The sequence below is a fragment of the Cupriavidus oxalaticus genome, from assembly GCF_016894385.1.
Taxonomy (GTDB): domain Bacteria; phylum Pseudomonadota; class Gammaproteobacteria; order Burkholderiales; family Burkholderiaceae; genus Cupriavidus; species Cupriavidus oxalaticus.
Genome location: NZ_CP069812.1, coordinates 3851615 through 3876782, shown reverse-complemented (window position 1 = coordinate 3876782; position 25168 = coordinate 3851615). Strand labels below are relative to the sequence as shown.

Sequence of the window (25168 nt, the reverse complement as noted above, 5' to 3'; positions counted from 1 at the left end):
CCTGCGCCTCAACGTCCGGAGATCCACCATGAGCTGGTCCGCCCGCCAATACGTCGCCTTCGAAGACGAACGTACCCGTCCCGTGCGCGACCTCGTTGCCGCCATTCCCAACGAGATCGTGCGCAACGCGGTGGATATCGGCTGCGGCCCCGGCAATTCCACGGAGGTATTGCTGGCGCGGTACGCGGGCGCATTGGTCACCGGCCTGGACAGCTCCGACGACATGGTCGACGCCGCGCGCAAGCGCCTGCCTGACGTGCAGTTCCGCGTGGCCGATATCGGCGCCTGGGACGATGCCGGCCCGTACGACGTGATCCTGGCCAACGCCGTGCTGCAATGGCTGCCGGACCACGCCAATCTGTTTCCCAGGCTCGTTTCCAGACTCTCGGAAGGCGGCACGCTCGCCGTGCAGATGCCCGACAACCTGGAAGAGCCCGCGCACCGGCTGATGCGCCAGGTGGCTGCAGAAAGCCCGTGGGCGCAGCAGCTGGCCAGCGCCAGCAAGGCGCGCGCCGAGCGCGCACCGGCGCAGTGGTACTACGAACTGCTGCGCCCGCTGTGCCGGCGCGTGGACGTGTGGGTGACCACCTACCACCATCCGCTGGCCGGCGGCGCGGCGGCGGTGGTGGAATGGTTCAAGGGCAGCGGGCTGCGGCCGTTCCTGCAGCCGCTGGACGAGGCCGGGCGCGTGGCGTACCTGGCGCGCTATGAAAGCGAGATCGCGAAGGCGTATCCCGCGTTGCCCGACAAGTCGGTGCTGCTGCCGTTCCCGCGGCTGTTTATCGTGGCGACGCGCTGAGCGCCCTCACGCGGCACAAGCGGGCTCGGGCCGGCTCAGGCCGGGTTGGATTCAGGCCAGATCGAGCACGCTCATCGTTGCGTTGAAGCGGCTCACCAGCACCGATTCGCCGTGCACGTCCGCAAACACATCCGCCTCGACCACGATGATCGAGCGGCCGGACTTGAGCACATCGGCACGGCAGCGCAGCCGTTCGCTGCGCACGGCCCTGAGCAGGTTGATCTTGAATTCCGCGGTGACCACGTGCTGGCCCGCTTCGAGGATGGTGGTGGCCGCGGCGCCTGCAGTATGGTCGGCCATGGTGGCCTGCACGCCCGCATGGACGATGCCGCCGTGCTGCAGGTGACGCGGCGTGACAGCCAGCGTCGATTCGCACCAGCCCGGCCCGCAATCCGCCAGCGCGATGCCGACGTCATTGACGAACGCGGCCTGGCGGAAGCCGGCCTCGATGGTGTCGCGCAGCAGCAGGCGCTCCTGTTCGGTGGTCATGGCGGGTCCTTGTACGGTCACTGCAGCACCGGGCGATGTGCGCATTCCAGCGCGACGGCGCGGGGCTGTCAACTGTGCAGCGCCTGATACGCCGCCCGGGCACATTCTCGCGTGTCGTCGCCTACACTGTTCGCATCTGCGTCCCGCCGGCGCGCCTGACCGCATGAAGACCGCCATGACCGACGCCCAGCCGCCCACGCTGCGCCGCAAGACGCAGCCGGTCGTTGCTTTTGCCGCGCTGACGCAGGCCAGCCTGGCGCGGATCGACACGTCCCTGCAGGATTTGCTGCACCGCGACGAAGCGGAAGACCTGCACCAGTTGCGCGTGGCGGTGCGCCATGCGCGCGCGGTGCTGTGGGCGCTCGGGCCGGCGCTACCGCGGCTGGAACGCGAGCGCTGGAAGCGCGACCTGCGCACGCTGGCGCGCGCGACCAGCGAGGTGCGCGACTGGGACGTCTTCCTGGCCGAGACGGTTGCCCCCGCGCGCAAGAAAGCCCCCGACGATCCGGTGCTGGCCGCCATGGCCGACACTGCCGCCACACGGCGCAACACGGCTCGCGCGGCCATGCTGGCGACACTGGTCAGCTATCGCGACGGCCAGTTGCCCGTTGCCCAACGCGATCTCGCCCACCTGGCCCATCTTGCGGAAAAGGTTGCCGCCAGAAGCAAGGCGGGACGGCGCGACCGCCTCGGCCCGTTCGCACGCCGGCGCGTGCGCCGCGGCCGCAAGCGGCTGCGCGCGCTGAAGCGGGCCGCCCGGGGCGGCGACCCGGGCGCGGTGCATGAGCAGCGCATCGCGGGCAAGCGGCTGCGCTACACGATCGAGGCGCTGGCACCGGTGTTGCCGCCGCGCTATGCCAGGCGGCTGCACCGCAAGCTGGTCAGGCAGCAGACGCGGCTGGGGGACTTTGTCGATGCCATGGTCGCGCGCCGGCTGATGCGCGAGTGCCTGGACGTGCCGGAGCTGCCCGACGACGTGCCGCCGCCACCGCCCGGCACGAGCTGACGCCCCGCCTGACATGGCGGCTGACCCACCGCGCCGCGCGGCGCTTTTGCAAGTGCAACCCACGCCACGCCAACCGCAATCGATCTGCGACAATACCGCCATGACTGCTCCCCAGATTCCCATTGCCGCCATCGCCACCGCGCCCGGACGCGGCGGCATCGGCGTGGTGCGCGTGTCGGGCCCCGATGTCGGCCCCGTCATGCGCGCCGTCTGCGGCCAGGCACTGAAGCCGCGCCATGCCACCTACCTGCCGTTCCTCGACGGCCACGGCAAGGTCATCGACCACGGCCTCGCGCTGTATTTCCCCGCGCCCAACTCCTACACCGGCGAAGAGGTGCTGGAGCTGCAGGGCCACGGCGGCCCGGTGGTGATGCAGATGCTGCTGACGCGCTGCCTGCAGGCCGGCGACGGCATCGGCCTGCGCCTGGCCGAGCCGGGCGAGTTCACGCGCCGCGCCTTCCTCAACGACAAGCTCGACCTGGCCCAGGCCGAGGCGGTGGCCGACCTGATCGAAGCCAGCACCGAGGCCGCGGCACGCTCGGCGGCGCGCTCGATGGAGGGCGAGTTCTCCAATGCGATCCGCAAGCTTGTGGACAAGGTGATCCACCTGCGCATGCTGGTCGAGGCCACGCTGGATTTCCCCGAGGAAGAGATCGATTTCCTCGAGCAGTCCGACGCGCGCGGCCAGCTTGCGGCCATCCGCAATGAACTGGGCGGCGTGCTGGCGCAGGCGAGGCAGGGCGCGCTGCTGCGCGAGGGCCTGTCGGTGGTGCTGGCTGGCCAGCCCAACGTGGGCAAGTCCTCGCTGCTCAACGCGCTGGCCGGCGCCGAGCTCGCCATCGTCACGCCGATCGCCGGCACCACGCGCGACCGCGTGCGCGAGACCATCCAGATCGACGGGATCCCGCTGCACATCATCGACACCGCCGGCCTGCGCGAGAACGCCACCGATGAGGTCGAACTCATCGGCATCGAGCGCACCTGGGACGCGATCCGCCGCGCCGACATCGTGCTGCACCTGGTCGACGCCACCGACTACCTGCGCCACGGCCTGTCCGAGATCGACGACGCCATCGACGACCGCCTCAGCGGCCATCTGCCACCGGGCTCGCCGATCGTGCGCGTGGTCAACAAGATCGACAAGGCGCCGGCAGTGGGCGACACGATGTTCGGCGGCAACCGCCCGCACGTGGTTGCCGCCAACGGCCCCAACCCGACCGAGATCTGGATCTCCGCGCGCACCGGTGCCGGCATCGAACTGCTGCGGCGCGAGCTGCTGCGGCTGGTGGGCTGGCAATCCGGCAACGAAGGCACCTTCCTCGCGCGCGAGCGGCACCTGACGGCGTTGCGCAATGCGCAGTCGCACCTCGACATCGCGGCGGAACAGGCCGAGCATCAGGCGCAGGCGCTGGATTTGTTTGCCGAGGAATTGCGGCTGACGCAGGAGTGCCTGAACAGCATTACCGGGGAGTTCACCAGTGATGATTTGCTGGGGACGATTTTTACGCGGTTTTGTATTGGGAAGTAACGAGTTGCCGAACATCCCGCGACACACCTCAACGAAGTGGGCAGTTCGGAAGGGGCGTGATAGGTGCTCAGCGGACGTGCTAGCTGGTTTGTGGCTTATCTCATTGCCGGCCTGCTCGTTTCCTGGCAAGCCGTCCTGCTCTCCTACTGGTTGGCCGAGCGCTTGTCTTGGCCACTCGTGCCCCGCTGGCATGGCTGCTGGGATATCGAGCACTGTGCCACGCCAGGGTGGATCTATCTCGCGATGCTCATGTTCGCCATCGGTCCTTCGATTGCCTGGGCAGCAATTGGGCTCCGGCAGGTTTCGGTACCGATCAGACGCCGTATCGTGACGCTTATGGCAATGGTCGCCGCGACTGTGCTCTTTTACCTGCTCCACTACGCCTTGGTCGGGCCGTAGCAACAAGGCGTTCGGACCAGGCAAGTACGAGCGCGGGTAAACTGCACCTCACTTGCACAGCTGCCGGGCGTGCGCACCGCGCCTCGCCCCTTCCCATGCGCCTCACCCTCATCACCTTCGGCACCCAGGGCGACTGCCGCCCCATCGTAGCCCTCGGGCTAGGCCTGCGCGACGCCGGGCATGACGTGCTGATGCTCGGCGAACGCTCAGCGGCACCACTTGCCGCCGAGCATGGCCTCCCGTTCGCGCCGATGGCCGGCGATATCCAGCAAACCCTGGAGCCCGGCGGTGCCTTGCACAAGCTGATGACGGAGGGTGGCAACGTGGCCGAGGCTACGCGTGCGTTCGGGCGCATTGCGGAGGAGAACACCGAGGCGTGGATGGCGCAGCTGGCGGAAGCGGCGCGCGATGCGGATGGCATTGTGTTTTCGGGGCTGACGGCTTATGTGGCGCTGTCCGTCGGCGAGCAGCTGGGCAAGCCGGTGATCGGCGCGGGGATGTTCCCGATCTCGCCGACGCGGGATTTTCCTTCGGCCTTGCTGCCGCCGATGCGCATGCCCGGCTGGGCCAACCGGGCCAGCCATGCGGTGATCAACTTCGTGCTGTGGCGCATGTTCCGCAATGCCACCAACGCAGCGCGCGCGAAGCTGTTTGGCGTAGCGCCGCGCCGGGCGATGTGGCGCGATTTCCCGTCGCTGTACGCGGTCTCGCCGCACCTGGTGCCGCGCCCGCGCGACTGGCATGCGGACTGGCTGGTGACCGGCGCGTGGAACATGCCGCCCCAGCCGGACTGGCAGCCGGGCGCTGCGTTGCGCGACTTCCTGGCGGCCGGCGCGCCGCCGCTGTATATCGGCTTCGGCAGTATGGCGGGCTTTGACCGGCAGAAGGTGGTCAACGCCATGGTGCGGGCCGTCGATGGCCGGCGCGCGCTGTTCTATCCGGGCTGGTCGGGCATCGATGTGTCGGCGCTGCCGGCCAGTTTCCATGTGATCGGGGCCACGCCGCATGACTGGCTGCTGCCGCGCGTGGCGGCGGCGATCCACCATGGCGGGGCCGGCACCACGCATGCGGTGGCGGCGGCGGGCGTGCCGTCGATCGTGCTGCCGTTCGCGGGCGACCAGTTCTTCTGGGCCGGACGGCTGGCGGCGCTGGGCGTGGCACCGGCGTACGTGCCGGGGCACAGGATCGATCCGGCGCGGCTGGCGTCGATGATCGCGTTTGCCGAGCGCTCGGAGACGCGCGGCAAGGCCGCCGCGCTGGGTCGGGCGGTTGCGGCGGAGCGCGGGGTGGAACACGCGGTGGCGGCGATCGGGCGCTACTGCGCCCCGGGTAGCGCATAATCGCGCTTTCGCCTTTTGCATGCCCCCAGGCAGGACCCTCAGATGTTGAACCGTACCCAGCAGATCCTCATTGCCATCGTCGCCGTGGCTGTCCTTGGCATGTTGTGGTTTGCCGGCAATGACCGGCATGACGATGCCGCCATGTCGCCCGCCGGTGCGGGCGAGCAGGCCGCCGGCGCGGTGCCGGCCAGCGAGGTGCGCGGCGTGCCGCGCAACGGCACGCTGGACCCGGTCAGCATCGACCCGCAGCGGCCCGCCGACCGCCTGCCGCAATACCAGGCCAACGCCATCCTGGACGACTATCGCAACGACCCCAGGGCCGCGGATGCGCGCTACCTCGACCGCTACGTGATCGTCGAAGGCGTCGCCAGCGGCGTGCGCCGCGAGGGCGAGCAGGTCTTTGTCGACATCCGCACCAGCGATCCCGCCGCCAACGTGCGCGCCTTGCTGCTGCAGCGGCAGATCTGCGGCCCGGCGGGACGGGTCTGCGAAGTGGAGGCCCGTGCGACCATGGTGCGGCGCGGCCAGAAGGTGGCGGTGGAGTGCAACGGCGCGGGCCTGGCCGATGGCGTGCCACTGCTGCGCGACTGCCTGCTGCGCGGCGGCGCCAACTGAGCGCGAACCTGATCGGGAGAACCTGCGATGCAATCCGTGCTGTCCGTGCTTGCGCTCATCATCCTGGCGGCAACCGCCGCCGGCCTGGCTTCGCCGCGCTGGCTCAGCGAGACCCTGCTGGGCGGCAGGCCCGTGACGCGGCTGCAGGTCGCGGTGGTAGGACTGTGCCTGGCTGCGTTCTGCCTGATCCTGGTGGGCCGGCTGGCGCAAGGCGGGGCGGGCGGCTGACGCGCCACGCCAGCGCAGCAGCGCGCATTTTGCGTGTCTGTTCCGGGAATTGGCTGGCGCCGGCAGCGCCTACAGTGTGAAGGCACGCTGCCCGCATTGCGCGCCGGCGGCGGTGCTCCAAGCCATCCAGGATTCCCATGAACAAAGCCCTGCTGGCCGCCAGCGTCGGCCTGCTGCTGTGCGGCTGCTCGACCTACCAGGCCGTGACTCCGGTCGACCGTCTCGACCACTCCGATCCCAATACCGCGTTCCAGCTGCCGGCCGGCGGCGGCCCGCGCGGCGACTACGGCGCCAACGGCATGCTGCTGTGCGTCGTGGTGAGCCCGGTGAGCGGCAATAACTATGTCGAGGCCTTCCGCGCCTCGCTGGAGCAACGCAATTTCGAGGTGAAGATGCTGCAGGCCGAGGCGGCGTCGGCGCTGGCGTGCCCGATGGTGGCGTATTACACGGCACGCAGCGCGTGGTTCTGGACGTCGTACCTGGACAGCGTGGACATCACCGTCTTCCACCAGGGCGACCGCGTCGGCAAGGCGATCTACAGCGCCAACCGCAGCGCCGGCGGGCTCAACCTGAGCAACCTGGTGGATCCGGCATCCAAGCTGGACGAGATGGTCGAGCGGCTGTTCCCGGGCATGCTGCCGCCGCCGGCGCCGTCGGCCGGCACGCCGCAGGCATCGACGGCGGGGGCCTGATCGGGCTGGCCTTTCCACGGCCCCTCGGCAAACCCGGCTCAGCGCTCCAGCCTGCCCAGCCGCACCACGGTCACGCCGGGACGAAGCTGGCGCAGCGAAGGCATCACCAGCACGCAGTCGGGGTAGGGCGTCACCACCGGCTCGCCGTCACGCCAGCCGATGACCGTGCCGGCATCCGCAAAGGTCTCCAGGCCCGTATAGGGGCCGGCAAAGCGGAAATCCATGCTGGCGGCGACCACCGGCTCGGTCACGCGTACCACCCGCTGCGTGGCGGGCAGCGGCTGGAGCCAGCCGGCGGGCAGGTCGGCCGCATCGACCACGCCGGCGTGCAGCAGGAAGCGCGCGGTGCTGTCCTGCGCCACCGTCACGGCAGCCGGCTCCCAGTGCTGGCCGCATTCGACCAGCAGCGCATTGCGCGGGCTGGCGGGATCGCCGAAGCCGTCGTAGTCGCGCATGCGGCGGCCTTCGGGGTGGCCTTCGTCGACGATCACGTCGGCCGGCGCGCCCAGCGCGCGCGACAGGGCGATGCCCTTGTCGAGCGGGCCGGAGACGATCAGCGGACGGCTTTTCTCATGCATCGAGTGCAGGTCGAGCAGCAGGTCGACGGTGTCGATCACCGGGCGCATGGCGCGCGCGCGGCGCAGCTCGGAGGAATCGCGGCTGGAGTCGTCCAGCGTGGCGGCGGTCCACACGCGGTTGAAATCCTGGTCGACGAAGCGCGAGGCGTCGGGGCTGGCCGGGTCGAAGCGGTGGTAGGCGTCGACGTTGGCAAAGGCCAGCGTCAGGCGGCCGCGGCGCGGGCGCAGGTTGTGGTCGAGCAGCGCCTTGACGGCGATGGCGCCGCAGACCTCGTTGCCGTGGGTCAGCGCGTTGACCATCACATGCGGGCCGGGCTGGCCGCTGTCGAAGGTGTAGAGGTAGGGGATGCCGGTGTTGCCGGGGGCGTAGGGGCGGATGTCGGGGAAGGCGACGTCGACGGGGTAGGCGTCGAGGGGGGTGGTGGGGTGAGTCATGGGAATCGGGTGCTCTCAGGGGTGCCCGGTGGGTCGGTGGCTGGCGGGTCGTTTGGTGTTGGTACGTCGTTGGTACTGGCGGGCGCTGGCAGCACCGACACCCCATCCCTCACTCACGAATCCCAGCCGTCTGCACGATCGTCCGATACCGCCCCGTCTCGCGCTTGATAAAGCCGCCGAACTGCGCAGGATTGCCCGGCGTCACTTCCACACCTGCCTCGGCCAGCTTCTTCTTCACGTCCGGCAGCGCCAGCACGGCCTGCATCTCGGTGTTGAGCCGCTCCACCACCGGCCTGGGCAGGTTGGCCGGCCCCATCAGGCCGAACCACACGCCCATATCAACGCCCTTGAGCGCCGGCGTCTCGGCCAGTGCCGGCACGTTCGGCGCCACCGCGGCGCGCTTGGCGCCGGTCACGCCATAGGCCTGCACGCGGCCCGCCTGGATATGCGGCAGTGCCGACGACAGCACCATCACCGCCAGGTCGATCTGGCCGCCGAGCAGGTCGGTGGCCATGGCCGATGCGCCCTTGTACGGCACGTGCGTGATATTGACGTTGCCCTGCTGCTTGATCAGCTCGCCGGCCAGGTTCAGCGGCGTGCCCACGCCCGACGACGCATACGCCAGCTTGCCCGGCTGCGCCTTGGCCAGCGCGATCAGCTCGGCGGCGTTCTTGGCCGGCAGGCCCGGCTTGCCGACCAGCACCATCGGCTGGGTGCCGACGAAGGTCACCGGCGCCAGGTCCTTCTCGCCGTCGTAGCGCACCGCGGGGTTGGTCAGGCGCGCGATCGAGACCTCGCTGCCCGAGCCCATCAGCAGCGTGTAGCCGTCGGCCTCGGCCTTGACCACCTTGGACGCGCCGATGGTGCCGCCGGCGCCGCCCAGGTTCTCGATGACCACGCTCTGGCCGAGGCGCTTGCCCAGCTCCGGCGCGATGGTGCGGGCGACGAGGTCGACGCTGCCGCCGGCGGTGTAGCCCACCACCAGCGTGATCGGCTTGGCGGGCCAGGTGCCGGCAAAGGCGCCGCCGGTGACGGTGGCAAGGCAGAGTGCGGCAGCGGCCGCGCGCAGGATGGTCTTCATGGTCTTGTCTCTGGGGGTTCCGGAATTTATGTTGTGACCGGATGTTAGAGAGCGCGCGGCCCGGCCGGCGTGCGGCTTTGGCAAGGGGGGTTGCCGATTTGGCAATGGTGACGCAAGGGCCGCAACTAGCGCGGCGCCGCCACCGCCGCGCGCCAGAACGCCTCGGCCAGCGGCCGCATCGGCGCGCGCGGACGGTACAGGCGGATATCGAGGGCGAGGTCGCCGCCAGCGTCGGCCCCCGCGGCGGTCGCGCCGATCGCGCGCACCAGCCGGCCCGCATGCAGGTCGTCGGCAATGAGCCGCGCGGGCAGCCACGCCAGGCCCATGCGCTGGCGCACCATCTCGTGCACCGACTCGGCAAAGTCGCTGACCGCGATCACGTCCAGCCGCGGCGCCAGCTTGCGGCGCGCGATCTCCTGGTTGACCATGCGCCCCAGCGTCAAAGTCTCGGCATAGGCAATCATCGGCACCGGCTTCTGGCCCGCCGCCTTGCCGGTGCGCAGCCGGTGCAGCGGCGCGCCGTGCGCGTCGGCGGCGCTGACGCAGACCAGCCGCTCCACGCCGGCCAGGTGGAACTGGTAGCGCGCGTCGTCCAGCATCACCGGCAGGTCGGGCGGGCTGTAGCACAGCAGGAAGTCGGCGTCGCCCTCGGCGAACATCGCCAGCGCGTCGTGCATGGGGAAGGTCGACAGCCGCGTGCGGAAGCCTGCCGCGGCGGGGTCGCCGCGCAGCGCTTCGCGCAGGGCGGACAGCCACGCCGGCACCATCGAGCGCGCCAGCGTCTTGCCGGTGGCGATGGTCACGGTGCTGGCGTCGGCCCGATGCGCGGCGCGCAGTGCCAGCCGCGTTTCATCCAGCGTGCGCAGTGCGCCCTGCGCGGCTTCCAGGAACTGGCGGCCCTCGGCGGTGAGGCGCACCGGGAACACGCTGCGGTCGATCAGCGGAGCGCCGGCCCACACTTCCACAGCCTGCATGCGCCGGCCGAACGCGGGCGGGGTCACGTTGCGCAGCTCGGCGGCGCGCGCCAGGCTGCCGGCCTGTGCCAGGCAGACGAAGTCTTCAAGCCAGCGGATATGCATGGAAGGCGGAGCGGGTAGCGTTGGTCTGCCCACATTATCGGCAAAACCGGCCGCCATCCTGCAGGCCCGCCCGCGTCGGTTGGAATGTTTGCCGACCATACTAAAGGTAGCGTCAGCCCGGACCAGAACACCGACGCGCAGGAGACCACATGGCCCCGCATTCCCAAGGTGCGCCGCAGCGGCGCGCGGATGCCGACGCCGAGGCGCTGCATGCGCTGTCGCGCCGCGGCTTCCTCAAGGTCGGACTCGGCTTCTCGGCGGTACTGGCATGTACCGCGCTGGTGCCGTCGCTGGCTGGCTGCAGCACGGCCGATGCCGCGCCGCAGGCCGGCATGGCCTGGCTGCGGCCCGACGACGTGGCCATGTTCCGCGCGCTGCTGCCGGCCGTCGTCACCGAACTCGCCGAGGCGCCGCCGCCGCGGCGCGAGGCCCTGGTGCAGGAGACACTGCGCAATATCGACACCACCTGCGCAGCGATGAACGCAGGCGCGCGGGCCGAGCTGCGCAAGCTGTTCGGCCTGCTCGCCAGCACGCCGCTGCGCTGGGCGCTGGCCGGCATCCGCCAGCCCTGGGACGCCACCGAACCGGCACAGGTCCAGGCCTTTCTGGAGCGCTGGCGCGCCAGCCGGCTGGCCACGCTCAATGCCGGTGCGGTGGTGCTGGTCAAGCTCGCCAGCGTGAGCTACTACGTGCTGCCTGCCGCCTGGGCGGGCAGCGGCTATCCCGGCCCCAATGCGCCCGTCTACAAGGCGCTGCACGCCTGAAACCCGACATGGCCATCGACAATCTCTACGACGCCGGCATCGCCGCCGGCTGGAAGGTGCTGGATGCCGCCACTTTCACCGCCTCCCGCACGCTCGATGCGGACGTTGCCATCGTCGGCAGCGGCGCGGGCGGCGGCATCAGCGCCGAAACGCTGAGCCGCGCCGGGCTGCGCGTGGTGCTGCTGGAAGAGGGCGCACTGCGCACCTCCGACAGCTTCCGCGACATGGACGAGAACCGTGCCTACCGCGAGCTGTACCAGGAGGCCGCGGCGCGCACCACCGCGGACGGCGCCATCGCCATCCTGCAGGGCCGCACCGTCGGCGGCAGCACCACGGTGAACTGGTCGTCCAGCTTCCGCACGCCGCCGCAGACGCTGGCGCACTGGGCCGCGCACCACGCCGTCAGCGGCCATGGCGAGGCCGACATGGCGCCGTGGTTCGCGCAGGTGGAAGCGCGCCTTGGCATCGCGCCCTGGGCCATGGCCCCCAATCCCAACAACGACGTGCTGCGCCGCGGCTGCGAAAAGCTGGGCTGGGAGTGGCACGTCATCCCGCGCAACGTGAAGGGCTGCTGGAACGCCGGCTATTGCGGCTTCGGCTGCCCAGTCAATGCCAAGCAGTCGATGCTGGTATCGACCATCCCGGCGGCGCTGGCCGCCGGCGCGACGCTGGTGCACCGGGTGCGGGTACGCACGCTCGAACATGACGGGCAGCGCGTGCAGTCGGTCATCGGCGAAGCGCTCGGTGCCGACGGCCATACGCGCACCGGCGTGGGCGTGGCCGTGCGTGCACGGCACGTGGTGATCGCCGGCGGGGCCATCAACTCGCCGGGGCTGCTGCTGCGCTCGCGTGTGCCGGACCCGCACGGGCGGCTCGGCGTGCGTACATTTATCCATCCAGCGAATATCAGCGTCGCTGTGATGCCTGAGCGCATTGATCCTTATTATGGCGCGCCACAGTCGGTCGCCTCCGACCACTTCCAGTGGGCCAACGGCGCGACCGGCCCGATGGGCTACAAGCTGGAGGTGCCGCCGCTGTTCCCCGGCATCGGCGCCGGCGTGCTCAACGGCATGGGCGACGCGCTGCGGCGCGATATCGCGCAGCTGCCCAACACCAACGCCATGCTGGCGCTGCTGCGCGACGGCTTCGTGCCGCAGAGCGAGGGCGGACGCGTGCGGCTGGCCGCCGACGGCAGCCCGCTGCTCGACTACGAGATGAGCGACTACGCCTGGGACGGCGTGCGCCGCGCCTGGCTGAGCATGGCGCAGGCGCAGTTCGCCGCGGGTGCGATCCAGGTGCGGCCGGCCCACCTGGACGCCCCCGACTACCGCAGCTGGCCCGAAGCGCGCGACGCGATCGCGCAGCTGCCGCTCAAGCCGTTCCGCACGGCGCTGTTCACCGCGCACCTGATGGGCGGCTGCGGCATGAGCGACGACCCGCGCCGCGGTGTTGTGGACAGCCACGGGCGCCATCACCAGCTGGAGAACCTGTCGGTGTTCGATGGTTCGGTCTTTCCGACCAGCGTGGGGGCTAATCCGCAGTTGTCGGTGTTTGCGCTGGCGGCACAGAATGCGGATGCGCTGGCCCGGAGTATCGCGGCATGATGGATCCGCGCCGCTGTGATGCAGGCGATACTGCGTTACTGCGCCACCGGTTGCTGCGCGCCAGGCGCCGCCTGCTGCGCCACCGCGCTGTCCGCCCTCAACCCGCCGCCCAGCGCGCGATACAGATCGATCGCGTTGTTCAGCCGCAGCTGCCGCGCCTGGATCAGCGCCTGCTCCGCGGTGAACAGCTGGCGCTGCGCATCGAGCTCGTCCAGGTAGCTGGCCACGCCGCTGCGGAAGCGCAGGCGCGACAGCTCGTAGCGCGCGGCTTCGGCATCGCGCACCTGTTCCTGGCCGGTAACCTGGTCTTCCAGCGTGCCGCGTGCCACCAGCGCATCCGCCACTTCCGCGAAGGCCGTCTGGATGGTCTTCTCGTAGTTGGCGACCTGGATGTTCTTGCGCACGTTGGCCAGGTCCAGGTTCGACAGGTTGCGGCCATAGTCGAAGATCGGCAGCGTCAGCTGCGGCGCGAACGACCAGGCGCGCGTGCCGGCATCGAACAGCCCCGAGAACGTCGGGCTGATGGTGCCCACGCTGGTGGTCAGCGAGATGCGCGGGAAGAACGCCGCGCGCGCCGCGCCGATATTGGCGTTGGCCGACAGCAGCTGCTGCTCGGCCTGGCGGATATCGGGACGCTGCTCCAGCAGCTCCGAAGGCAGGCCCGCCGGGATATCGCTGATGATGCGCTCGTCCGACAGCCGCATCGGCTCGGGCAGGTTCTCGATGGTGCCGACGGGCTTGCCCACCAGCACTTCGAGCGCGTTCTGCGCCTGCGCGCGCTGGCGTGCCAGCTGCGCCGCGGCGACGCGTGCCTGCGCCACCAGCGATTCGTTGTCGCGCAGGTCCAGCGCCGAGGTAGCGCCGGCTTCGAAGCGCCGCTTGGCCAGCCCGTAGGTGCTTTCGCGCGCCTGCAGCGTGTTGCGCGCCAGCTCGTACTGCTCGGCAAAGGAGCGCTCGGCCAGGTAGGCCTTGGCGACTTCCGACACCAGCGAGATATACGCCGAGCGGTGCGCTTCCTCGGTGGCGAAGTACTGCGCCAGCGCGGCATTGGACAGGCTGCGCACGCGCCCGAAGAAATCGAGCTCGTACGACGAGATGCCCAGGCCGACGCGGTAGACCTCGGTCACCCCCGGCTGGCCCAGCACGGTGGCCGCCTCGGCCGGGGTGGTGCGGGCCCGGGTGTAGCCGCCTTCCACGTTCACCGTGGGCAGCAGGTCGGCGCGCTGCACCTGGTACGTGGCGCGCGCCTCCTCGATGCGCAGCGCGGCCTGGCGCAGGTCGCGGTTGTTGTCCAGCGAGGTGGCGATCAGCGCCTGCAGGCGCGGGTCGCGGAAGAACTCGCGCCAGCCGATGTCGGTGGCGCGGCGGGTCTCGCCGCTCGTCACCTCGGCGGTGGCGTAGCCCTCCGGTGCCACCGGGAAGCTGCCGGCCACCGGCGGGGCGGGGCGCTCATACTTGGGCGCCAGCGTGCAGCCGCTCAGCACGCCGGCCACCAGCAGCAGCGTGGTCAGGGTCTTGGTCATGTCAGATTTCCTCTTGCGGGTCATGCCACTTCTTGTCCAGCATGCGCTGGCGCTCGCTGCCCTTGAAGCGCTTGCGCACCACGACGAAGAAGACCGGCACCAGGAAGATCGCCAGCACCGTGGCCGTGATCATCCCGCCCATCACGCCGGTACCGATCGCGCGCTGGCTGCCCGAGCCCGCGCCGGTGGCGATGGCCAGCGGCAGCACGCCCAGGATGAACGCCATCGACGTCATCAGGATCGGGCGGAAACGCAGATGCACGGCCTCGAGCGTGGCTTCGACCAGGCCCTTGCCTTGCGCCTGCAGGTCCTTGGCGAATTCCACGATCAGGATGGCGTTCTTCGCCGACAGGCCGATCGTGGCGATCAGGCCCACCTTGAAGTACACATCGTTGGGCATGCCGCGCAGCGTCACGCCCAGCAGCGCGCCGAGCACGCCCAGCGGCACCACCAGCAGCACCGAGAACGGGATCGACCAACTCTCGTACAGCGCGGCCAGGCACAGGAACACGATGATCAGCGACAGCGTGTACAGGATCGGTTCCTGCGCGCCGGCCAGGCGCTCTTCATACGACTGGCCCGACCACTCGAAGCCGAAGCCGGGCGGCAGCTTGGCAAACGCGTCTTCCATCGCGCGCATGGCTTCGCCGGTACTGCGTCCCGGTGCGGCCTGGCCCGCGATCTTCACCGCCGGCATGCCGTTGTAGCGCTCCAGGCGCGGCGAACCCATGATCCACCTGGAAGTCGCGAAGGCCGCGAACGCCACCATGTCGCCGTTGCTGTTCTTCACGCGCAGCTTGGTCAGGTCGTCCGGCAGGCGGCGGTCGGCGCCGTCGGCCTGCACGATCACCTTGCGCACCCGGCCTTCATGGATGAAGTCGTTGACGTAGCTGGAGCCGAACGCGATCGACAGCGTCGAGTTGATCTCGGCCACCGACACGCCCAGCGCACGCGCCTTCTCGCGGTCGATGTCGATCTGCAGCTGCGGCGCGTCTTCCTGGCCTTCGGGGCGCACGCCCAACAGCACCGGGTTCTGCGCGGCCATGCCGAGCATCATGTTGCGCGCCTCCATCAGCTTGGCGTGGCCCTGGCCGGTGCGGTCCTGCAGGCGGAAGTCGAAGCCCGAGGAGTTGCCCAGCTCGGCGATCGCCGGCGGATTGAGCGGGAAGATGATCGCGTCCTTGATGAACGACAGCGCGCCGAAGGCACGGCCCACCAGCGCCTGCGCGTTCTCGTCCGCGCCGGTGCGCTCCTTCCAGTCCTTCAGGCGCACGAACGCGATACCGCCGTTCTGGCCGCGGCCGAAGAAGGAGAAGCCCGCCACCGTGATCATCTGGTCCACCACCTTGCTTTCCTTCTGCAGGTAGTAGTCCTCGATCTGCTTGAGCACGCCGATGGTACGGTCCTGCGTGGCGCCGTTGGGCAGCTGCACCACCGTGATCATGTAGCCCTGGTCCTCATCGGGCAGGAACGACGACGGCAGGCGCTTGAACAGCACCACCACGCCCGCGATGATCAGCGCGTAGATGATCAGGTAGCGGCCGGTGCGCTTGAGGATGCGCGCGACCACGCCCTGGTAGCCGGTCGACGCCGTGGCGAAGGTGCGGTTGAACCAGCCGAAGAAACCCTTTTTCTCATGGTGGTGGCCGGCCTGCACCGGCTTGAGCAGCGTCGCGCACAGCGCCGGCGTCAGCGTCAGCGCCAGCAGCGCCGAGAACGCCATCGAAGCGATCAGCGACAGCGAGAACTGGCGGTAGATGTTGCCGACCGAGCCCGAGAAGAACGCCATCGGGATGAACACCGCCGTCAGCACCAGCGTGATGCCGACGATGGCGCCGGTGATCTGGCCCATGGCCTTGCGCGTCGCTTCACGTGGCGAGAGGCCTTCCTCGCTCATGATCCGCTCGACGTTCTCGACCACCACGATGGCATCGTCCACCAGGATACCGATCGCCAGCACCATGCCGAACATGGTCAGCACGTTGATGGAGAAGCCGAACGCCAGCAGCGCGCCGAACGTGCCCAGCAGCGCGATCGGCACCACCAGCGTGGGGATGATGGTGGCGCGGAAGTTCTGCAGGAACAGGTACATCACCAGGAACACCAGCACCACGGCTTCCAGCAGCGTCTTGATCACCTCCTCGATCGAGATCTTGACGAAGGCCGAGGTGTCGTACGGCACCGTGTACTGGTAGTCCGCCGGGAAGGTCTGCGACAGCTCTTCCATCTTGGCGCGCACCGCGGTGGCCGTGGCCAGCGCGTTGCCGGTCGGGGCCAGCTTGATGGCGATGGCCGCCGACGGCTTGCCGTTGGTGCGGGCCAGCGTCGAGTAGTCGGCGCCGCCCAGCTCCACGCGGCCCACGTCCTTGATGCGCACCGACGAACCGTCGGGGTTGGTGCGCAGCAGGATGTTGCCGAACTGCTCGGGCGTGGACAGCCGGCTTTCGGTGGTGACGGTGGCGTTCAGCTCGGTGCCCTTGGGCGAGGGCGTGCCGCCCAGTTCGCCCACGGCAACCTGCACGTTCTGCTCGCTCACCGCGGCGGTCACGTCCAGCGGCGTCAGGTTGTAGCCGGTCAGCTTGGCCGGGTCCAGCCAGATGCGCATGGCGTACTCGGTGCCGAACAGGTCGGCCTGGCCCACGCCCGGCACGCGCCGGATCGAGTCGATCACCTGCGCCGAGACATAGTTGCCGAGCTGGATCGCGCTGGCCGTGCCGGACCTGGACGACACGGTCAGGAACATCATGTAGTTGTTCCCGGCCTTGTCCACGCGCACGCCCTGCTGGCGCACTTCCGCCGGCAGGCGCGCTTCCACGCGCTTGAGGCGGTTCTGCACCTCGACCGAGTTCAGGTCGACGTTGGAACCCGGCGCAAACGCGATGGTGATCGTCGCCAGGCCGGTCGATTCGCTGGTCGAGTTGTAGTAGAGCAGGTTGGGGGCGCCGTTAAGCTCCTGCTCGATCACCGAAGTGACGGAATCCTCCAGCGTCTTGGCCGACGCACCCGGATAGGTGGCGGTGACCGAGATCGTAGGCGGGGCGATGTTCGGGTATTGCGCGATCGGCAACTGCATGATCGACAATATCCCGCCCAGCACGATGATCAGCGCGAGCACCCACGCGAACACCGGCCGGTCGATAAAAAACTTGGCCATAAGACTGGCTCCCTCTTTGTCTAGCCCTGTGTGCCGCGGCGGCTGGCTTCAGCTGCCGCGGCGCGGCGGTTTCAGCCCTGCTTGCCCTCGGCCTTCGCTTCCTGCTTCGCTTCGGCCTTGGGGGCCGAGGCCGGGGCAGCGGAAGCCGAAGCCGGCGTGGCGGCCGGTGCCGAGGCATCGGCCTGCACGAACGGCACCGCCCTGGCCGGCGCGCCGACCTTGACCTTCTGCAGGCCCTCGACGATCACCTTCTCGCCGCCCTTCAGGCCCTCGGTCACGACCCAGCGGTCGCCGATGGCCTGCGGCGCCTTGACCGGCACGGAGGCGACATTGCCGTCGTTGCCGACCACCAGCACGGTGGCGCCCTGCGCGCCGCGGATCAGCGCCCGCTGCGGCACGGTCAGCGCGTTCTCATCCACGCCCTGCTCGATCTTCACGCGCACGAAAGTGCCCGACAGCAGCTCGCGCTTCGGGTTGGGGAACTGCGCGCGCAGCGTGATCGCGCCGGTGGTCGGGTCGACCGTCATGTCCGAGAACAGCAGCTTGCCGGTGTGCTCGTACTCGCGGCCGTCTTCCACGTACAGGTGCACGTTGGCGCCGCCATTGACGCCCTTGACCACGCCCGACTCGATGGCGCGGCGCAGGCGCGTGACTTCCGAGGCCGGCTGGGTAAAGGTGACCCACATCGGGTCGACCTGCTCCACCAGCGCCAGCTTGGTCGCCTCGCCCTTGCCCACCAGCGCGCCCTCGGTCACCAGCGCGCGGCCGGCGCGGCCACTGATCGGCGCGGTCACGGTGGTGTAGCCCAGGTTGATCTGCGCGGTGCGCACGGCGGCCCTGGCCGATGCCACGTCGGCATTGGCCTGGCCGGCAGCGGCCACGGCGTCGTCGTATTCCTGCTTGCTGACCGCATTGACGGCCACCAGCGGCTTGTAGCGTTCCGCCTTCAGGCGCGCGGTGACGGCGTTAGCCTCGGCGCGCTGCAGCGCGGCCTGGGCCGAGGCCAGCTCGGCCTGGTAGGGCGCCGGGTCGATGCGGAACATCACCTGGCCGGCCTTCACTTCCCCGCCCTCGGTGTAGTTGCGCGACAGCACGATGCCTTCGACGCGAGCGCGCACTTCGGCCGTGCGCACGCCTTCCAGGCGGCCCGGCAGTTCATTGACGACGGTGACCGGCGACGGCGTCACGGTGACCACGCCGACTTCCGGCGGCGGCGGGGCACCGCCCTCGGCCTTCTTGTCGCCGCAGGCAGTGAGCGCCAGCGCCGACAGCGCAGCGGCTGCAAAGGTGGCAACGCAACGGATACGTTGGGACTTCCTCATCGATAACCCCATGATGGCAATTTGAGATCTGCCGCGTCGCCCCGGCCTGCCAACTCAGGAAAGCGGAAACGATGCGGCCCGCCGCAATATCTGCGGCGGATAAAAGCGTGATGCTAGCCACAAATCGCGTCGACGCGGTGACCAATGCGACGAACGGTGGCATTTATATGACGACTGGATTGTTGTCCGGCTGGCCTGCGCAAGGAGTCGCCCAAGGTGCTGGCTATGTCACAGGGGGCGGCTGGCCGAAAGCCGGGCGAGCGCGTATTATATATACATTCAAGCATGTATGTTAAGTCGATTCATCAGCAGGGGCTTTCGAACGCACATCGCGTCGGGCGGATTTGGTGAGAACCATCGGATCCCGTCGAAAGGCCGGCAAACCTGATCCGGATATAGGACGCAAACCGCCGGCTCGGGTTAGGATGCGCGCCGTCCTGTCGGACCCAGGGCTTGCGACAACATCGCCATGTGACGACAACGACCCGCCGCGCGTCTTGCGCGGCACCGGGGAGATTCAACAAGCCGGACCGTGATCCACGGCCACCGGCATATGAGACAGAAATGGTCAGACGCACCAAGGAAGAGGCGCTCGAAACGCGCCACCGGATTCTCGACGCGGCGGAAACCGTGTTCCACGCCCGCGGCGTGGCGCGGCCGTCGCTGGCCGACATCGCCCAGGCGGCAGGGGTCACCCGCGGCGCGATCTACTGGCACTTCAAGAACAAGAGCGACGTGTTCGCCGCCATGTGCGACCGCGTGCACCTGCCGGTGGAAGCGCTGTGCGATCCGGAGCGGATCGCGCGCCAGGAAGACCCGCTTGGCGGCGTGCGCGACATCTGCGCCTACGTCATGCGCCAGACCGTGGTGAACCCGCGCCTGCGCCGCGTCTTCGAGATCATCTTCCACAAGTGCGAGATGGTGCAGGACAACGGCGCCATCTTCGAACGCCAGCGCCAGTCGCACAAGGAAGGCCTGGTCAAGATCCGCGAGCACCTGCGCCTGGCGCGCGAGCGCGGCCAGCTGCCTGACGACCTGGACCTGGACCTGGCCGTCAACGCCTTCCACGCCTGCATCGGCGGCGTGCTGGCGCACTGGCTGTTCTCGCCCGAGGACTTCGACCTCGACGCCAATGCCGAGCGCATGGCGGACGCCTTCATCGACACCCTGAAACTGTCTCCCGCGCTGCGGCTCGGCTACGTGCCGCGCCCGATGGCGCAGCTCGACGACGAACTGTCGACGCTGTGCGAGCAGGCCTGCCAGAAGGAGGTCGCGGGCCTGGACACCAGCGACCTGGTGCCCTGATTTACCCCCGATGCGCGGCTAACCGCGTACCGCTTCGTGCCAGCGCGCCAGGAAGGCGCGCTTGCGCAGCGTGTCCTGCGCGGCCAGCAGGCCCGGCCCCACGCTGATCGGCTTGAGCGCGTAGCCCAGGCGCTCCGACAGCGCCGCGGCGGTATGCACGCTGTCGGTATCGGTGCGAACGGTGTAGAGCTGCGTGGTCGACCTGGCCAGCAGCGCCTGCCCCTCGCGCGACAGCAGGAAATCCAGCCACAACCGCGCCGCATTGGGCCGCGGCGCGCGCCGCGCGATAAAGGCCACCCGCGACATCACCAGCGTGTAGTCGCGCGGCGCGATCACGTCGATCGCGGCGCCGCGCTCCATCAGCGACAGCGCATAGGAACCCAGCAGGTTGTACCCCATCACCAGCTCGCCGCTGGCGATGCGCCCGACCATCTCGGCGGTGGACGACGACAACTGCACCCCGGCGCGCCCCAGCGCCTGCGCCAGGTACCAGAATTCGCCGCCCATGCGCGCGTCCTGCTGCGCCAGCAGGTAGCCCACGCCGGAGCGCTCCACGTCATACGTCACCACCTTGCCGCGCCAGCGCGGCGCGTTCTCCTGCAGCAGCCGCGCCAGCCCGGTGCGGCTGCGCGGCGCGCGCATGCCGGCGAAGTGGTGGCGGTTGTAGACGATCACCGCGGGCTCGAAGGTGGTGCCCCAGGCCTCGTCGCGCCACACCGCCCACCCGGGCAGGCCGGCGCGCTCGGGCGAGGCGTAGCGCTGGGCGTTGCCGTCGTTGACCAGCTTGATCTGCAGGTCCATGGCGGTGCTCCACAGCACGTCGGCATAGCGCGCGCCCGGCGCCGGGCGGCCGCTGCCGAGCGCGGCGGTTTCCGCCAGGAAGCGCTGGTTCAGGTCGACGGTGTTCAGGTCCTCGTATCGCACCCGGATGCCGGGATAGCGCGTCTCGAACGCCGTGATCAGCGGCTGCGCCACTTCCAGGTCGGTCGAGGCGTAGATCACCACCTCACCTTCGCGCAGCGCGCGGGCGATGGTGGCGTCATATCCGGAGGGGTAGCCAGGCGGCGGCGCCGGCAGCATGGACTGGGCGTGCAGCGGCGGCGACAACGGCAACGACAGCGAAGTCCCGGCCAGCAGCGAGGCGCCGACCAGCCGGCGGCGCTGCGGCGATGCGGGCGCAACGTCGGCACGGGACGACTCGGCGGCGGGGGGCGGCAAGGGCAGCACAGGGAGGTGTGAAAGGCAGGTCGGACGACGGGGATACCGTGCTGTCATTCCCGTGCAGGCAGGAACGACGGCATGTCGGAATAGCGGGGTTATTATAGGCGCCCACGGACCGTGGCGATGACGCCCCGGCCGCGCCACAATAAACCGGCAGAGAAGGAGAACCGGCATGCGCATCCTGCTGGTGGAGGATGAGGTAGAACTGGCACGCTGGGTCGCCCGCGCACTCGAGCAGGGCGGCTTCGTGATCGAGCATGTCGCCGACGGCCTGCAGGCCGAGGCACGGCTGCAGGCGGAAGAATACGACGCGGTCGTGCTCGACCTGCGCCTGCCCGGCAAGGACGGGCTGGCCGTGCTCAAGTCGATGCGCGGGCGCGACGACCGCACCCCGGTGCTGATCCTGACCGCGCAGGACACGCTCGACGAACGCGTGCGCGGCCTGAACCTCGGCGCCGACGACTACCTGCCCAAGCCCTTCGCCATCGCCGAGCTGGAGGCGCGCCTGCTGGCGCTGATCCGGCGCAGCCGCGGCCGCGCGCACCCGCGCCTGCAGTGCGGCACGCTGGTGTTCGACGGCGAGACCCGCAGCTTTACGCTCGATGGCCAGCCGCTGGCGCTGACGCCGCGCGAATCGACGCTGCTGGGCGCGCTGCTGGCACGCAGCGGCCAGCCGCTGACCAAGGCGCAGCTGCTCGACAAGGTGTTCTCGCTCGACGCCGACGTCTCGCCCGACGCGATCGAAGTGCTGGTCTACCGGCTGCGCAAGAAGCTGGCCGGGCATGGGGTCACCATCGTCACGCTGCGCGGCTTCGGCTACCTGCTCGAGCCCGAGGCCGGGCGCTGACATGCGCTGGAAGGCAGCGACCATGCGCCTGGGGCCGCGCCATCCGGTGCTGCTGTGGCGGCGCGGCAGCCTGCGCCGCCAGCTGCTGTTGCTGCTGGTGCCGGCGCTGGCGGCGATGATGGCGATCGACACCTGGCTCAGCTACGGCACGCTGCGCGACGCCGCCAACCGGGCCTACGACCGCTCGCTGTACGGCTCGATCCGCACCATCGACAACGCCATCGGCATGGCCGGCGAGAGCATCCAGCTCACGCTGCCCGACGCCGCCATGGAAATGTTCGAGAGCGCGGCGCAGACCCATGTGTACTACCGCGTGTCGCTGGAGCGGGCCGGCAAGGTGGAAACCATTACCGGCTATGACGACCTGCCGCTGCCCGCCGGCGACCTCGTCAACAACACGCCGCGTTTCTACGATACCCAGTACCTGGGCGAGGCGGTGCGCATCGGCGTGATGGCGCGCCCCGTGTACCGGCCCGATGCGCGCATGCGCGTGATCATCCAGGTCGCCGAGACTGCCGAGCCGCGCAGCGCGCTGATCGCCACGGTATGGCGCAGCGCGCTGGCGCGCGACCTGCTGCTGATCCTGCTGAGCGCGGCGATCCTGGTGGGCGGCGTCACTTACGTGCTGCGCCCGCTCAGGCGCGTGCGCGACGACGTCGAGGCGCGCTCGCCCGACGACCTCGCGCCGCTGGCCTTCGAGCGCGTGCCGTCCGAGGTGCGGCCGCTGGTCGACGCGGTCAACCTGCACGTATCGCGCTCTGCGGCGATGGCGCAGTCGCAGGCGCAGTTCATCGCCGATGCCGCGCACCAGCTGCGCACGCCGCTGGCGATCCTGAAGACGCAGGCCGAATACGCCCAGCGCCAGCTGCGCGATCCCGATCCGGAAGCCGCGCGCCGCGCCGCGGGCGAGGCGGTGGGCGGCATCGTCACGCAGCTGGAGCAGGCCGCGCGCCTGACCAACCAGTTGCTGGCGCTGGCGCGGGTACGCCAGCACCATGGCGAGAACGCGCAGGAAGCGGACGCCATCGACATCATCGACGCCGTCGCCGTGGCCGAGCAGGTGGCGCTCGACTACCTGCCGCTGGCGCGCGGCAAGCAGCAGGACTTCGGCTGGGAGCCGGTGCCGGGGCTGAAGCTGCCGGTGCGCGCCGATCCGGCGCTGCTGCGCGAGGCGCTGGCCAACCTGGTGCACAACGCGATCCAGTACTCGCCGCGCGGCAGCCGGATCACCTTGTCGGCAACGCGCGACGACGAAACGGCTTGCCTGATCGTGGAAGACGACGGGCCGGGCATCCCGGCCGGGGAGCGCGAGAAGGTCTTTGCGCGCTTCTACCGCCGCGTGGGCAATGCCGAGCCCGGCTCCGGGCTCGGGCTGGCGATCTCGCGCGAGATGGCGTCGCGCTTCGGCGGGACCGTGGAGCTTGGCGACGGCGCGCAGGGCGTTGGCGTGCGCGCGGTGCTGAAGCTGCCGGTCGGCGATTAACTCGGCCAGGAACACATTGCAACCGGCTGTGGTCTCCCTCTCCCGCTTGCGGGAGAGGGTTGGGGAGAGGGCCGGAATGTCGACGAAGTGAGGCGCGTCGGTATGCCAGTGCCTGCCCTCTCCCCCGGCCCCTCTCCCGCAAGCGGAAGGGGAGCAAACCGGCGGCAATCAGTTAGCCGAACAGCTCCTCCGCCACCGTCGGATGCAGCTGCACCGTGGTCTGCAGGTGCGATTCACGCACGCCCAGGCGCAACGCCACCGCCAGCGCCTGCACGATCTCCGGCGCGGCGTTGTCCATCAGGTGCACCCCCAGCACGCGGCCGCTGCGCGCGTTCAGCACCAGCTTGAACACGCTCTGGTACGGCGTGCCGCCGAAGCGGTTTTCCAGCGAGACGAAACGCTTGACCACCGTGCGGATGCGCTCGGGCTTGCCGGCATCGGCGATCGCCTGCGCCTCGGTCATGCCGACCGCGCCGATGGCCGGTTCGCTGAACACCGCGGTGGGCACGAAATCGAAATCGGCACGCTCGCCGCGCCGGCCATACAGCCGGTCGGCCAGCCAGCGGCCCTGAGCGGTCGCCACCGGCGTCAGCTGCAGGCCGTCGGTGGCATCGCCGACCGCGTAGATCTTGCGCACGCTGCTGCGGTACTGCTTGTCGACATGGATGCCGCCCTTGTCGCCAAACGCCACGCCGAGTTCTTCCAGCCCCAGCCCCTGCACGTTGGAGATGCGCCCGATCGCCGCCAGCGCGGCCTGCGCGCGCACGGCCTCGGTCTGGCCGGGGCGGTCGGTGGGGCGGTAGCAGACCTCCACGGCGCCATTGGCCTGGCTGAGCAGGTGGACTTCGGCGTTCAGATGCAGGCGTACGCCGCGTGCCGTCAGCGCCTCGGCCAGCGCCGCGCCGATCTCATGGTCGAAATGCCGCAGCAGCCGGTCGCCGGCGACGATCAGGTCGACCTTGACGCCATAGCGCGACAGGATCGATGCCTGCTCCACGCCGATATAGCCGCCGCCGATCACCGCGACCGAGGCGGGCACGGTCTGCCAGGTGAAGACGTCGTCGGAGCTGGCCGCCAGTTCGCCGCCGGGCACGTCCAGCGGGCGCGGGCGCGCACCGGTGGCGATCAGGATGCGGCGCGCATGGATGGTCTCGTCGCCGACGCGGACTTCATCGGGCGCGGTGACACGCGCGTCGCCACGCAGGATTTCCACGCCGGATTCATGCAGGCGCTGGGTGTAGCCGGCGTTCAGCCGCGCCACCTCGGCATTGACGCGCACGATCGCGTCGCGCCAGTCCTCGTGGCCGCCGGTGTGCGACAGGCAGCCCGACAGGATCGCCGCCCACGAGGCGCCGTAGGACAGCATCTTCTTGGGTACGCAGCCGCGGTTGACGCAGGTGCCGCCGATGGCATCGCGCTCGACCAGGATCACGCGGGCACCGTGCGCCGCCGCGCGCCGCGCGCAGGCCACGCCGCCGGAGCCGCCGCCGATCACCACCAGGTCGGCGTCGCGCGCCTTGCCGTTGCGGCGCTTGCCGGCCCCCGTGGCGCGGGCGCGCGGCACCCGTTCGACGGGCGGCGCCGCGCTGACCTGGCGGGCACGCCGCGGTTCGTTGGTCCCCTGCGTTGCGGTGGGGGTTGTCTTGCGCTCGGTCATCCATGCCTCCTGTCGCGGC

The 25168-nt window shown here is 69.8% G+C and carries 21 protein-coding genes; 12 read left to right on the top strand and 9 right to left on the bottom strand.

Annotated elements, in window-relative coordinates:
- The first annotated feature begins 28 nt into the window (after window positions 1–28).
- On the top strand, window positions 29–799 hold the full coding sequence (gene tam / locus JTE92_RS30265; protein ID WP_063239969.1) for a trans-aconitate 2-methyltransferase: 771 nt from the start codon (window positions 29–31) through the stop codon (window positions 797–799).
- Window positions 800–850: 51 nt separating this feature from the next.
- Here the strand turns inward: tam and JTE92_RS30260 are convergent, their stop codons facing one another.
- Window positions 851–1288 (bottom strand): PaaI family thioesterase, encoded by a 438-nt coding sequence (locus JTE92_RS30260; protein ID WP_063239970.1) that lies wholly within the window; start codon window positions 1286–1288, stop codon window positions 851–853.
- Between the two features lie 175 nt (window positions 1289–1463).
- Between JTE92_RS30260 and JTE92_RS30255 the strand changes: the two genes are divergently transcribed.
- From JTE92_RS30255 to JTE92_RS30230, 6 genes are all read left to right on the top strand, one after another.
- Window positions 1464–2294, top strand: a complete 831-nt coding sequence (locus tag JTE92_RS30255) for a CHAD domain-containing protein (protein ID WP_116386831.1) — start codon at window positions 1464–1466, stop codon at window positions 2292–2294.
- Between the two features lie 100 nt (window positions 2295–2394).
- Window positions 2395–3822, top strand: a complete 1428-nt coding sequence (gene mnmE, locus JTE92_RS30250) for a tRNA uridine-5-carboxymethylaminomethyl(34) synthesis GTPase MnmE (protein WP_063239972.1) — start codon at window positions 2395–2397, stop codon at window positions 3820–3822.
- 494 nt (window positions 3823–4316) lie between these two features.
- Window positions 4317–5561, top strand: coding sequence for a glycosyltransferase (locus JTE92_RS30245; protein ID WP_063239974.1), 1245 nt, complete (start codon window positions 4317–4319; stop codon window positions 5559–5561).
- Window positions 5562–5603: 42 nt separating this feature from the next.
- Window positions 5604–6176: an OB-fold putative lipoprotein gene (locus JTE92_RS30240; protein WP_063239975.1), complete on the top strand. Its 573-nt coding sequence runs from the start codon at window positions 5604–5606 to the stop codon at window positions 6174–6176.
- Between the two features lie 27 nt (window positions 6177–6203).
- Entirely contained in the window at window positions 6204–6404 is a 201-nt protein-coding gene (locus tag JTE92_RS30235) for a hypothetical protein (protein ID WP_029046432.1), read from the top strand.
- Between the two features lie 137 nt (window positions 6405–6541).
- Complete coding sequence (locus JTE92_RS30230; protein ID WP_063239976.1) at window positions 6542–7096, top strand: Sbal_3080 family lipoprotein; 555 nt, start codon at window positions 6542–6544, stop codon at window positions 7094–7096.
- A gap of 38 nt (window positions 7097–7134) precedes the next feature.
- Here JTE92_RS30230 and JTE92_RS30225 read toward each other — a convergent pair whose 3' ends face one another.
- From JTE92_RS30225 to JTE92_RS30215, 3 genes are all read right to left on the bottom strand, one after another.
- A complete protein-coding gene (locus JTE92_RS30225) occupies window positions 7135–8109 on the bottom strand; it encodes a M14 family metallopeptidase (RefSeq protein WP_063239977.1) in 975 nt (324 codons plus the stop codon).
- A gap of 109 nt (window positions 8110–8218) precedes the next feature.
- The gene (locus tag JTE92_RS30220; protein ID WP_063239978.1) at window positions 8219–9190 is read right to left on the bottom strand and encodes a Bug family tripartite tricarboxylate transporter substrate binding protein; all 972 of its coding nucleotides are present in this window, start codon (window positions 9188–9190) and stop codon (window positions 8219–8221) included.
- A gap of 125 nt (window positions 9191–9315) precedes the next feature.
- Entirely contained in the window at window positions 9316–10269 is a 954-nt protein-coding gene (locus tag JTE92_RS30215) for a LysR family transcriptional regulator (protein ID WP_063239979.1), read from the bottom strand.
- 149 nt (window positions 10270–10418) lie between these two features.
- Between JTE92_RS30215 and JTE92_RS30210 the strand changes: the two genes are divergently transcribed.
- Both JTE92_RS30210 and JTE92_RS30205 read left to right on the top strand, forming a co-directional pair.
- The gene (locus JTE92_RS30210) at window positions 10419–11033 is read left to right on the top strand and encodes a hypothetical protein (RefSeq protein ID WP_063239980.1); all 615 of its coding nucleotides are present in this window, start codon (window positions 10419–10421) and stop codon (window positions 11031–11033) included.
- A gap of 8 nt (window positions 11034–11041) precedes the next feature.
- Entirely contained in the window at window positions 11042–12637 is a 1596-nt protein-coding gene (locus tag JTE92_RS30205) for a GMC family oxidoreductase (protein ID WP_063239981.1), read from the top strand.
- Window positions 12638–12672: 35 nt separating this feature from the next.
- Here JTE92_RS30205 and JTE92_RS30200 read toward each other — a convergent pair whose 3' ends face one another.
- From JTE92_RS30200 to JTE92_RS30190, 3 genes are all read right to left on the bottom strand, one after another.
- Window positions 12673–14160, bottom strand: a complete 1488-nt coding sequence (locus JTE92_RS30200; protein ID WP_063239982.1) for an efflux transporter outer membrane subunit — start codon at window positions 14158–14160, stop codon at window positions 12673–12675.
- Between the two features lies 1 nt (window position 14161).
- Window positions 14162–17314 carry an efflux RND transporter permease subunit gene (locus JTE92_RS30195; RefSeq protein WP_063239983.1) on the bottom strand — a complete coding sequence of 1051 codons (3153 nt, stop codon included), beginning with the start codon at window positions 17312–17314 and terminating at the stop codon, window positions 14162–14164.
- 71 nt (window positions 17315–17385) lie between these two features.
- Entirely contained in the window at window positions 17386–18636 is a 1251-nt protein-coding gene (locus tag JTE92_RS30190) for an efflux RND transporter periplasmic adaptor subunit (RefSeq protein ID WP_063239984.1), read from the bottom strand.
- Between the two features lie 564 nt (window positions 18637–19200).
- Here JTE92_RS30190 and JTE92_RS30185 point away from each other — a divergent pair.
- Window positions 19201–19941: a TetR family transcriptional regulator gene (locus JTE92_RS30185; protein ID WP_063239985.1), complete on the top strand. Its 741-nt coding sequence runs from the start codon at window positions 19201–19203 to the stop codon at window positions 19939–19941.
- Window positions 19942–19959: 18 nt separating this feature from the next.
- Here the strand turns inward: JTE92_RS30185 and JTE92_RS30180 are convergent, their stop codons facing one another.
- On the bottom strand, window positions 19960–21054 hold the full coding sequence (locus JTE92_RS30180) for an ABC transporter substrate-binding protein (protein WP_306431167.1): 1095 nt from the start codon (window positions 21052–21054) through the stop codon (window positions 19960–19962).
- A 280-nt stretch (window positions 21055–21334) separates the two neighbouring features.
- Here JTE92_RS30180 and JTE92_RS30175 point away from each other — a divergent pair, with 280 nt between their 5' ends.
- Window positions 21335–22009, top strand: coding sequence for a response regulator (locus tag JTE92_RS30175; protein ID WP_063239986.1), 675 nt, complete (start codon window positions 21335–21337; stop codon window positions 22007–22009).
- Between the two features lies 1 nt (window position 22010).
- Window positions 22011–23492 carry a sensor histidine kinase gene (locus JTE92_RS30170; RefSeq protein WP_232353204.1) on the top strand — a complete coding sequence of 494 codons (1482 nt, stop codon included), beginning with the start codon at window positions 22011–22013 and terminating at the stop codon, window positions 23490–23492.
- Between the two features lie 172 nt (window positions 23493–23664).
- Here the strand turns inward: JTE92_RS30170 and JTE92_RS30165 are convergent, their stop codons facing one another.
- Complete coding sequence (locus tag JTE92_RS30165) at window positions 23665–25149, bottom strand: dihydrolipoyl dehydrogenase family protein (protein ID WP_063239987.1); 1485 nt, start codon at window positions 25147–25149, stop codon at window positions 23665–23667.
- Between the last annotated feature and the right edge of the window lie 19 nt (window positions 25150–25168).